This is a genomic window from Pseudophaeobacter sp., assembly GCF_039971195.1.
GTDB lineage: Bacteria > Pseudomonadota > Alphaproteobacteria > Rhodobacterales > Rhodobacteraceae > Pseudophaeobacter.
The window spans coordinates 1-9561 of the sequence record NZ_JBDWPJ010000068.1 but is presented as its reverse complement, the minus strand read 5'-3'; the positions used below and the strand labels follow the sequence as shown (position 1 = coordinate 9561).

The following is a 9561-nucleotide window of genomic DNA, read 5'->3' as shown; positions in this document are numbered from 1 at the left end:
CTCTGGGGTGGGTTGGGTTTCTGGTTCCGGCGCTGGAGCCGGCTCCGGCGGAACCGGCTCGGACTGATCCTCGGCAATGTCCTCGAAGGCATTGCCGACTGCGATCACCTCCTCCGGAACTCCACCCCCAGTGGGCTCCGGCTTCACCTCAAAGGTAAAGTTGAGACCCAAAAAGTGTAGCAATAGCGACAGCAGAAAGGCCAGAGTTCCAATGGCGGCGGATCTTCGGATCATTCGAGAGACCGAAGGGTGACGAGGAAAACAGAAGGCGCGCCGAGACGGCGGAGCGCGCCGGTGACTTCGATGAGCCGCGATCCGGCGACGGCGCGATCGGGGACGATCCTGACCGGCTCTGCAGCGTGTGAGGCCATATAGACTTCAGGTGTGGTTGGCGCGCCGCGAAAGCTCAGGGAGCCATCTTGGTGCAACACCAGCGCGTCCGGTGGCTCACGCCCACTCAACTCCGAGGTTTCCACCAGCTCAAGACTGCTGTCGAGCGGCGGCGCTATGGTTCCGGTGATGAGGAAGAAGATGAGCATCAGGAAGACCACATTGATCAGTGTGATCGTCGAGTCGCGTTTTCTGCGCGGAGTGGGGTGTCGGATCATGGGTCTACTCCAGCACCATGACAGAGAGCCCGTCCCGCCCGCGCAGCTTGACCAAGAGATCGACCACCCGCTGGGCCGAAGCATCACCATCAAGGCTGACCAGCAATTGTCCGCTCTCAACCTCGGTGGCCAGCTGTTCCAGGGTCATCTGGGTGCCGTTCAAGACAATGCGCTCAGCGCCCAGTTGCACAAACAGGCGTTCGCTTGGCTGCGGTGCTGCGGTGGCCTTCCCAGCTGTGGCCTGGCTCAGTTCGATTTCCCCAAAGGTCGAAAAGGTCGAGGTCAGCATAAAGAACAGCAACAGCAAAAAGATCACATCGATCAGCGGTGTCATCGAGACAGCACGCCGAACAAAATTCGCGCGGTTACGCATCTGACGGCAGGGTCGGAGCCAAAGCGTGCCCCGGCACCAGAACAGTTTGCAGAGCTTTGTCGGCAAACACCCGTTCGCGCGCTGTGCGGCTTTCAAACCAGGCTAGCACCATGGAGGTTGGCATCGCCACCGCCAGCCCGACGGCTGTGGTCAACAGGGCCACCCAGATGCCGCCCGCCAGCAGCGAAGGATCAACCGAAGATCCGGCGTCTTGCAGGCTCTGGAAGGCCTCGATCATACCTAAAACTGTGCCAAACAGGCCGAGCAAAGGCGCTAGCTGTGCCACCGTATCAAGGAAGCGAAACCCGCGCTCAAGCCCGGCAAGCGCCAGGCCTGCTTCGGCATCAAGCCGCCCATCCAGATCGGGCTGGCCCTGGGCTTTCATGGCGTCGCTCAACAGCGGCGCAAGGTAGCTGCGGCTTTGTGCAATTCGCGCCAGGGCTTCCTGGCGTTGTCCGGCGTCCCAATAGGATAGCGCTTCGGAGAGAACCCGGTGGCGGCCCACGCCAGAGGCGGCAAATTGCCAGAGTTTGTAAAGCGTAACCCCGAGGGTGAGCACGGATACGGCGATCAGGATTGCGACCACGGGCCCACCAAGGGCAAGGATCTCGCGCATTACGTCAAGCGACTTCATCCGAGCAACTCCACCGACAATCGGCTGCCAAGCGACAGGGCCCCGTCGCAGATATCACTTTCGGTGCCATTCACGAGACAGGAGTTCGCGCCGTTGATCAGCACCTGGCCAACACTGTCGCAGGTCCTATTCGGCAGTTCAAACTGGCGTACTCGCGGGCGATCTGCAGGTAGCGCGCGAAAATCAAAGAGCGAAAGGCTCACCACGCCGCCGGATTTGTCAAAAATGACGGTCTCAAAAACGCCTTTGTCAATCGACTGACCGGTGCCATTGCGCACCAGAAAGGTCAGACGACAGGCTCCACCAACGTCCTGAGCCTCGTTGAGCTCCATAGACAGACGTGCAGGGTCGCCTGCGGCAGATTGCGCCAGTCCGATACTTGGTAGGGCGCAGGACAATAAGAAGACACATGCGATTTGCCGAAGTAACATAAGATCGCTCCTAGATTGCGCAACGCTGGTCCGGATTGCAAAGGCTGCCAGGTTGGCTCCAAAACTCTGCACACACTTCCCTTTATTAAAGCTCGTGGTCAAGCGGAAGGGTGTCCCACCTCATTGTGAACAGGTGAGCACGAGTGTCGGTTGGCAGTGTGCTGCGCGAGGTTCCCGGCAGGGAGCGGCTTTCTCTGTGTCAGACTGCAGCTGTGGTAAAGGAAATCTCAATTCTGTCTCGATACTCTGGGCCAGACCTGCGGTTTCAGACAGAAGGCTGAATATGAGCAACTCCAAGTTTACGCTGCCCCTTTCTTTTTTGAGCTTGGCTCTGATCACGTCACCTGCAAGTGCTTCGGAGCAGTTCTCTATCGTCAATGAAGGTTTCTTTACCCAAGGGGCTGGCACGGCGCAGCCGGTTTTGGCACGCCATTCTCCTGCCACTGCTGTTGAGGCCGAAGCCGAGCCCAAGGGGCTGGAGGCTGAGATGGAAGCGGTGCAATCAAATCTGGCCAGCCTGTTTGCGGACCGACGCGGCACCAGCCTGTTTCGGGTCTTGCCGCGCGGGGTTGCCAAGGGGGCGGTGGCAAAGCTGCTGCAGCTGATTGCCAGTGCCGAGGCCGGAAGCGCACAGTATGATGCGGTGCAATATGCCGCCACGGTGAAACCACGGAAAAAACCAACCGATATGACCCTGGGTGAGATCTACGATTGGATCGCCCGCACGCCGGGGCAGCAGCATGCCATCGGACGTTATCAGTTCATCCCCGCCACCCTCAAACGACTGGCCCGTCATGTGGGGGCGGATCGGGGCGATGTGTTTTCTCCGGGATTGCAGGATCGTCTGGCGCGGCAGCTGTTGGATGAGGCCGGTCTGGGGGCTGTACTGGCCCGCAAGATGGAGCGCCGGGACTTTATGCATAATCTGGCCAAGATCTGGGCCGGGCTGCCTGTTGCCAGTGGCAAGTCCTATTACCACGGGTTGGCAGGCAACCGGGCGGTGCTCAGTTGGGCACGGTTCGAGGCGGAGATGGCACGCATCTTCCCAAGCTGATCACTGGTCTTTAAGCAAAGCCTCGGCAGGTAGGGCGCGGGCATAGACCCGCCGCATCACCACAGCTGTCAAATACATCGGCACTTGATAGCAGCCCAAAAAGATCAGCAGTGGGTCCGTGGTGCTGGCGGGCAGGGCAATGAGAAACAGCGCAAAATTGCGGTTGCCAGCGACCACTCCGGTGGGCACCGCAATCTTGCGGGCACCACGCCAGATCAGCCAGCGGAAACACAGATACTGCAGACCAAAGTTGGCGATACAGACGATGGCGAGCCATTTGGCGACCTCATATGGCGCGCGGTACAGCGCTGGTCCCAAAGCGGCCATCAAACCGATCACAATCACCGAGAGAGCAATGATGGTAAGGCCATCTATAGCCCGTGCGTGGTGGTCTTGCAGGTTAGGGGCAAACAGCTGACGACACAGAAAGGCCACCCCCACGGTCACCGCAATTGTCATGGTGAGCCGCAATGAGGTGTGCAGGACATTCCACAGATCGCCAAGCTCTGGTGACAGCAGGAAGACCGGAATCACTGTCAGTGGCATCAGCGCGGTGCCCAGAATGAGCAGGCGAAAGGCCGGTTCCGGCGCATGTCCCAACAGCAGTGTGATATTGGGGCTGCCGGTGACCGAAGGGGCCGACAGCATCAGCACCAGCGCAACGGCCAGAGGTGTGGCGGCAATTCCAAGCGCCCAGAACAGCGCCACTGCAGCAAGCGGCAGCAGCATTTGCAGGATCAGCACGGATTTCAGACTGGCAATACCGTCTTTCAACCCGCCAAATGCGCGCGGGGCTCCGATGCGAAAGGCAGTGAGAAACAACAACCCGGCCACCATTTCCGGCAGCCAGGGTTTCAGCGCGCTGGCCAGGTCCTTGAGCAGGAACCCGGCCAGTAACCCCAGGATCATTGCCACCTGCCCATGGTGGGCAATGGTGGCCAGTAGATTGACCATCCCGCTAGCCGCCCGAGGGGCCGCTGCGCAGGTTGTTGGGTAACCAGGTGGCCAGCTCGGGCCAGGCAACAAGGATCACCACCATCACCAGCATCAACCCGACCATGGGGATGGCGGTCTTGGCGATATAGGAGATCTCGTGTCGGGTCATGCTTTGCAGCACAAAGAGGTTGAAGCCAATGGGCGGCGTCACCTGGGCCATTTCGACCACCACAACGATAAAGATGCCGAACCAGATTACGTCAATGCCAGCCTGGCGGATCATCGGCTCGACGATGGCCATGGTCAGCACCACCGAGGAAATCCCATCCAGGAACATGCCCAGCACTACGTAAAACAGGGTGAGCGCCACGATCAGCACCAGCGGCGACAGGTTCATCTGGTCAATCCAGGCCGCCAGCGCGCGGGGCAGTCCGGTAAAGCCCATGGCCAGGGACAGGAAGGACGCCCCCATCAGGATCAGCGCAATCATTGCCGAGGTGCGGGTGGCCCCCATCAGCGATTCCGTGAAAGTGCCCCAGCCCAGCGAGCCCTGAAACAGCGCCAGCGTCAACGCGCCCAGCACACCCACGGCGGCGGCCTCGGTGGCTGTGGCCAGGCCAAGATACATCGATCCAATCACCACGGTGACCAGCATCAGCACCGGGATCAGAAATCGGCTTTCGGCCAGCATCTCGCCAAAGGACATCGAGGGTTCCGGCTCGGGGCGTTGGTCCTTGGCAAAGAAATGCCAGCCCATGATATAGGCCATGAACAGCCCTGCCAGCACCAGGCCGGGGAAGATGCCGGCCATAAAAAGCTTGGTGATCGATTCATTGATCGACACCCCATAGACGATCAGTGTCAGCGAGGGGGGGATCATCAACCCGAGGGTGGCGGCACCGGCCAGGGTGCCAACGATCATGTATTCAGGATAGCCACGTTTGCGCAGCTCAGGGATCGACATCTTGCCCACAGTTGTCAGTGTCGCCGCCGAAGAGCCTGAAACAGCGGCAAAGATGGTGCAGCCGGCAATATTGGTATGCAGCAGCCCGCCGGGCAGCCAGCGCATCCAGGGTGCCAGGCCACGGAACATATCCTGCGACAGGCGGGTACGATAGAGGATCTCTCCCATCCAGATGAACAGCGGCAGCGCCGTCAGGGTCCAGCTTGAGGCCCCGGTCCAGATGGTGGTGATCATCGCATCGCCGGCAGGGCGGGTGGTAAAGAGCTCCATGCCAAACCAGGCAACCCCCATCAGGGCCAGACCAATCCAGACCGAACTGCCCAGAAGGGCAAAGAGCACAAAAACAAAAATCAGGGTTGTGTAGATCTCGCCCATTATTCCACGGCCTCCGATGAGATGCTGGCCCGGCGGGTGATCAGCAGACGGCAAAGATAGTCCCAAAGCGCCAGTGCCAGCAGCACGGTGCCAATCGACATGGGCAGTTGCGGCAGCCATACCGGGGTATAGACCCAGTCAGAGCCAGTCTCAGCCCAGAGCTTGCCCCATTGACCCGGGGCGGTGACAAACATCTTGAAGAAAGAAATCAGCCATTCAGGGGTAAAGTCCTGCCCCTGGGTGCGGTCGTTCAGCACCTCGGACATGATGTTTGTCTTGATGGCGTAGCGGGCAAAATAGGTGGCGGTAATGGCGGCGATCCACATGGCAAATGCATCCAGCCAAAGGCCAAAGTGATGCCCCATATTGAGGAAGATCGAGACCCGGATATGGGCGCCTCGGGTCAGCGCATGGGCCAGGGCAAAGAAGGATGTCGCCGCCATGGCATAGCCGGCATATTCGGTGGAGCCGGGAAAGGTCAGGCTGCTCCAGCGCGCCACCATCTGGGCGACGATGAGCAGCAGGATTGTGACCATGAATACGGCAGCAAGCACCCCAGAGGCGAGATAGACCCGGTCCAGCGCCCGCTGTAACGGACGCAGCGCACGGCCCATAGGATCTGGTGCGATCAAGCAGGCCAAGGCCAGAAGTGTTGGAATAACAAAAAGCCAAGCCCAAAGCGGCAGGCCCAGAAACGGTTGCCAGTCACGCATGCCCATCCCCCGAAGTGGTGTAAAAAAGACGGCTCCAACCCTATGGGAGCAGGAGCCGTCAGGTGAGTGGTGGGTTTAGTGCGCGTTATAGGCGTCCAGGATGGCCTGGCCGTCGTCGCCTGCGGCTTCGAGCCAGTCAGCGGTCATTTTGGCGCCGATTTCCTGCAGCTCTGCCAGGAATTCAGGGCCTGCATCGGTCACTGCCATGCCATTGCCTGTCAGCTGTTCAAAGTACCAGTTGGCCAGCTCTTCGGATTTGGCAGAGCAGGCAGCGCCGGTCTCATCAGCGGCTTGCTGTACTTGCCCCTGGGTTTCGGCGCTCAGCCCTTCCCAGACCTGCTTGTTGACCATGACATAGTTGCGCGGCAGCCAGGCATTGACCTTGTAGTAGTGGCTCAGATGTTCCCAGACCTTGCGATCATAGCCGGTGGAGCCCGAGGAGATAAAGGCCTCTGCTACGCCGGTGGCCAGCGCCTGGCTCAGCTCGGCGGCTTCGACCTGCACCGGGATCATACCGAGCTTTTCTGCAAAGGTGGCTGTGGCGGTGTTGTAGCTGCGGAACTTGATGCCCTGGGTGTCTTCCGAGGAGGCCACTTCCTTGTTGAAATAAAAGCCCTGACCAGGCCATGGGCAGGTATAAAGCGCCACTAGGTTGAGGTCGGCGAGCTGGCCGTTCACCCGGTCTTTGGCGGCATGCCAGAGCTTTTCATTGTCGGCATAGGTGGTGGCCACGAAGGGCAGGTTATCCCACCCCAAGAGCGGTGCCTCATTGGCATGGGCGGACATGAAGCGTTCCCCAATAGGGGCCTGGCCGGTCTGAACGGCGCGTTTGATTTCGCCGCCTTTGAACAGCGAGCCGCCGGGATGCACGGTGATGTCGATGTCGCCGCCGGTGTAGTCGCGCACCTTGTCGGCAAAGACCACGCCCATTTCGGAATGGAAGTTGGTTGCGGCATAGGCCATGGGCATATCCCAGCTCTCGGCTGTGGCGCCAGTGGCTGCAAAGGCCAGGGCAGAGGCGGAAAAGGCCATCTTAATAGAGGTTTTAACAGTCATTGTAGTCTCCCTAGTGGTTGGTTTTTTGCTGTTTTCCAGCTTGTTATTCATTGGGTTATGCCTTCGGCCCTGCAAGGGACCTCATCCGAAACGATCCGGTTCAAAGGGCCGCATGTCAAGGTTCATGGGCTGGCCAGTGATCAGACTGGCCACCATGCGCCCGGTTTTTGCGCCCCCGGTGAGGCCGATGTGATGGTGGCCAAAGGCGGTAAAGACGCCAGAGCTTCCAACTTCGCCAATCAAAGGCAGGCTGTCGGAGGGGGCGGGGCGAAAGCCGAGCCATTCCTCCTCTTCTGTGGCCCGCATCTGCGGGAAGGTCTCGGCTACGGTACGGCGCAAGAGGGCAAGTGGTGCCTTGGAGGGGGTTTCATCCAGGCCGCCAAATTCCACCACACCGGCGCAGCGCAGCCCCTGGTCCATCGGGGTGGCGACAAATTTCCCGGCTGCGACCATCATCGGATAGCGTGGGGTGATGCTGGGGGATTTGAACAGGATATGGTAGCCGCGTTCGGCCTCCATCGGCACGTTGAGGCGCAGTTTTTGCATCAGGGGCTTGGACCAGATCCCGGCTGAGATCACTGCCTTGTCACAGTCAAAGCGCCCCTGATCGGTTTCCACCGCTGAGATTTTGCCGCCGCTGAGGTCAAAATCCTTGACCTCTGCCTGGATAAATGTGCCGCCCATTTCGACCAGCAGCTGGACCAGATCCTTGACGTAATTGGCCGGGTTCAGGATGAAGCCGTGGTTCTTGTTCACTGCCAGAAGCGAGGTGTTTTCTCCAAGGATCGGCTCGTGTTCCTGTACCGCTGGCCCTTCGATGATCTCCGGGACGAAACCTGCTTCGCGACGCAGTTCCCAGACATAGGCATCGGCTTCAAAGGCGGCGCGATCTGTATAGGCAAAGTTGTAATCGGTTTCTTTGATCCATTTGGCGGCCGGGGTGCCTGCAGTGAGCGCCTGATGTTGTTGGACACTGTCGCCGACAATATGAGTGAGCGATTTGGCAATGCGCCGGGTGTCGCCATCATTGGCGTGCGAGAGGTATTTCATCAGCCAGGGCAACAGCTTGGGCGTATAGCCCCAGCGCAAGAATAGCGGAAATTTTGGATCCAACAGGTATTTTGGCCCCTTGGGAATGAGTCCCGGCGTGGTCACCGGCACCATGGCGCAACTGGCCAGCAGGCAGCCATTGCCATAGGAGGCGCCCATGCCGGGTTCCCCCTTGTCGATCAGGGTCACATCATGGCCCGCCCGCCGCAGCCAAAGCGCCGTGGCTGCGCCAACGATCCCTGCGCCGACAACAATCGTATGCTCTGTGCTCATCTGGCCAAGTTCCCGAATTTTCAAAATGGCCTCTGCGCTAAGTTTTGCGCGGGAGTCCCGGTGGTTGGCCAAACCATGCCCCGTTGACGGCATCAGTTCAAATATAAAAATGGATGTCGACCATAAGGAAAAATGATACATAGGGGCATGAATCTCAGATTTAGACAGATGCAGGCCTTTCACGCGGTGATCGAGACCGGAACCGTCACCGGTGCTGCGACCCTTTTGGGGGTTTCGCAGCCTGCGGTCTCGAACCTGTTGTACCAGCTGGAGCGGCAGACGCGTTTCAAACTATTCGAACGCGATCGCGGGCGCTTGCGGGCCACCCCCGAAGCCAATCTGTTGTTTCGCGAAATTGATACCGTAGTGCGCGGCTTTGACCATGTGACCCAGGCGGTGATTGATCTGCAGAACAAACAGGCCGGACAGCTGCAGGTGGCCTCGCAGCATTCGATGTCCTTTGGGTTCATGCCGCGACTGATTGCGGAGTTTGCCAAGGATCGGCCCGATATGTCGATTTCCTTTCAGTCGCAGTATTCGTCAAAGATCCAGGAGTGGGTAATGTCGGGACTGTTTGAGATTGGCATCTGTGAAACGCCCCTGTTGCACGATGGTCTGGTGGCGCATCCGATCAAGGTGGAGACCCTTTTGGCCCTGCCCGAGGGTGATCCGCTGGTGCGCCATGATGTATTGACGCCAGAACTGTTGGAGGGCGCACCGTTTTTGGTGATGGGGCCGGATCATATGACCCACCGGCGCACGAGAGAGGCGTTCTTGCAGGCTGGAGTGGTACTGAAGACGCGGGTGCATGCGCAGCTGTTCAAAAATCTTCTGAGCTTTGTCAAAGAGGGGATGGGCGTGGCGCTGCTCGATCCCTTTGTGCTGGATTTTGACCGCGAAGGGGGATTTGTCACCCGGGTGTTTCGCCCGCAGATCCTGATGGAAATGGCCGTGATCACCTCGGCCACGCGGCCGCTGTCTTCGATAGGTCAGGAGTTTCTGGCGCTGTTGAAGCAGGAGTTGCAGCCCTATTGCACCGAATGACGCAAAAGAGAGGGGGGCTCCCGCGTGGATCAGGGCAATCATAGATTGCG

General features: G+C 59.3%; 11 protein-coding genes and 1 pseudogene. 2 read left to right on the top strand and 10 right to left on the bottom strand.

Going from position 1 to position 9561, the window contains the following annotated elements; all coding sequences use genetic code 11:
* The 5 genes and pseudogenes from ABJP42_RS05790 to ABJP42_RS05770 all read right to left on the bottom strand — a co-directional run.
* Positions 1 to 234: pseudogene (locus tag ABJP42_RS05790) on the bottom strand (energy transducer TonB family protein); the annotation flags it as partial.
* Positions 231 to 608, bottom strand: a complete 378-nt coding sequence (locus ABJP42_RS05785) for an ExbD/TolR family protein (RefSeq protein WP_348339201.1) — start codon at positions 606 to 608, stop codon at positions 231 to 233. The gene ABJP42_RS05785 and the pseudogene ABJP42_RS05790, both read right to left, overlap by 4 nt.
* A gap of 4 nt (positions 609 to 612) precedes the next feature.
* Positions 613 to 981, bottom strand: coding sequence for an ExbD/TolR family protein (locus tag ABJP42_RS05780; RefSeq protein ID WP_348339199.1), 369 nt, complete (start codon positions 979 to 981; stop codon positions 613 to 615).
* Positions 974 to 1615, bottom strand: coding sequence for a MotA/TolQ/ExbB proton channel family protein (locus ABJP42_RS05775; RefSeq protein ID WP_348339197.1), 642 nt, complete (start codon positions 1613 to 1615; stop codon positions 974 to 976). The genes ABJP42_RS05780 and ABJP42_RS05775 overlap by 8 nt, the downstream gene beginning before the upstream one ends.
* Positions 1612 to 1947: a hypothetical protein gene (locus ABJP42_RS05770; protein ID WP_348339195.1), complete on the bottom strand. Its 336-nt coding sequence runs from the start codon at positions 1945 to 1947 to the stop codon at positions 1612 to 1614. The genes ABJP42_RS05775 and ABJP42_RS05770 overlap by 4 nt, the downstream gene beginning before the upstream one ends.
* 382 nt (positions 1948 to 2329) lie before the next feature.
* On the opposite strand from ABJP42_RS05770, the gene ABJP42_RS05765 reads away from it, so the two are divergent.
* Complete coding sequence (locus tag ABJP42_RS05765) at positions 2330 to 3100, top strand: lysozyme family protein (protein ID WP_348339193.1); 771 nt, start codon at positions 2330 to 2332, stop codon at positions 3098 to 3100.
* Here the strand turns inward: ABJP42_RS05765 and ABJP42_RS05760 are convergent, their stop codons facing one another.
* From ABJP42_RS05760 to ABJP42_RS05740, 5 genes are all read right to left on the bottom strand, one after another.
* A complete protein-coding gene (locus ABJP42_RS05760; RefSeq protein ID WP_348339192.1) occupies positions 3101 to 4054 on the bottom strand; it encodes a hypothetical protein in 954 nt (317 codons plus the stop codon).
* A gap of 4 nt (positions 4055 to 4058) precedes the next feature.
* A complete protein-coding gene (locus ABJP42_RS05755) occupies positions 4059 to 5375 on the bottom strand; it encodes a TRAP transporter large permease (RefSeq protein WP_348339190.1) in 1317 nt (438 codons plus the stop codon).
* Complete coding sequence (locus ABJP42_RS05750; RefSeq protein ID WP_348339188.1) at positions 5375 to 6088, bottom strand: TRAP transporter small permease; 714 nt, start codon at positions 6086 to 6088, stop codon at positions 5375 to 5377. The genes ABJP42_RS05755 and ABJP42_RS05750 overlap by 1 nt, the downstream gene beginning before the upstream one ends.
* Positions 6089 to 6163: 75 nt before the next feature.
* Positions 6164 to 7144 carry a TRAP transporter substrate-binding protein gene (locus ABJP42_RS05745; RefSeq protein WP_490363191.1) on the bottom strand — a complete coding sequence of 327 codons (981 nt, stop codon included), beginning with the start codon at positions 7142 to 7144 and terminating at the stop codon, positions 6164 to 6166.
* An 81-nt stretch (positions 7145 to 7225) separates the two neighbouring features.
* The gene (locus tag ABJP42_RS05740; RefSeq protein WP_348339186.1) at positions 7226 to 8467 is read right to left on the bottom strand and encodes an NAD(P)/FAD-dependent oxidoreductase; all 1242 of its coding nucleotides are present in this window, start codon (positions 8465 to 8467) and stop codon (positions 7226 to 7228) included.
* Positions 8468 to 8614: 147 nt separating this feature from the next.
* Between ABJP42_RS05740 and ABJP42_RS05735 the strand changes: the two genes are divergently transcribed.
* Positions 8615 to 9511 carry a LysR substrate-binding domain-containing protein gene (locus ABJP42_RS05735; protein ID WP_348339184.1) on the top strand — a complete coding sequence of 299 codons (897 nt, stop codon included), beginning with the start codon at positions 8615 to 8617 and terminating at the stop codon, positions 9509 to 9511.
* The last annotated feature ends 50 nt before the right edge of the window (positions 9512 to 9561 follow it).

What these genes read in the sequence shown, in the direction of transcription:
- ABJP42_RS05750 (WP_348339188.1), bottom strand. Translation starts at nt 6,088, where the DNA reads ATGCGTGACTGGCAACCGTTTCTGGGCCTGCCGCTTTGGGCTTGGCTT.
- ABJP42_RS05735 (WP_348339184.1), top strand. Translation starts at nt 8,615, where the DNA reads ATGAATCTCAGATTTAGACAGATGCAGGCCTTTCACGCGGTGATCGAG.
- ABJP42_RS05760 (WP_348339192.1), bottom strand. Translation starts at nt 4,054, where the DNA reads ATGGTCAATCTACTGGCCACCATTGCCCACCATGGGCAGGTGGCAATG.
- ABJP42_RS05740 (WP_348339186.1), bottom strand. Translation starts at nt 8,467, where the DNA reads ATGAGCACAGAGCATACGATTGTTGTCGGCGCAGGGATCGTTGGCGCA.
- ABJP42_RS05780 (WP_348339199.1), bottom strand. Translation starts at nt 981, where the DNA reads ATGCGTAACCGCGCGAATTTTGTTCGGCGTGCTGTCTCGATGACACCG.
- ABJP42_RS05785 (WP_348339201.1), bottom strand. Translation starts at nt 608, where the DNA reads ATGATCCGACACCCCACTCCGCGCAGAAAACGCGACTCGACGATCACA.
- ABJP42_RS05765 (WP_348339193.1), top strand. Translation starts at nt 2,330, where the DNA reads ATGAGCAACTCCAAGTTTACGCTGCCCCTTTCTTTTTTGAGCTTGGCT.
- ABJP42_RS05775 (WP_348339197.1), bottom strand. Translation starts at nt 1,615, where the DNA reads ATGAAGTCGCTTGACGTAATGCGCGAGATCCTTGCCCTTGGTGGGCCC.
- ABJP42_RS05770 (WP_348339195.1), bottom strand. Translation starts at nt 1,947, where the DNA reads ATGGAGCTCAACGAGGCTCAGGACGTTGGTGGAGCCTGTCGTCTGACC.
- ABJP42_RS05755 (WP_348339190.1), bottom strand. Translation starts at nt 5,375, where the DNA reads ATGGGCGAGATCTACACAACCCTGATTTTTGTTTTTGTGCTCTTTGCC.
- ABJP42_RS05745 (WP_490363191.1), bottom strand. Translation starts at nt 7,144, where the DNA reads ATGACTGTTAAAACCTCTATTAAGATGGCCTTTTCCGCCTCTGCCCTG.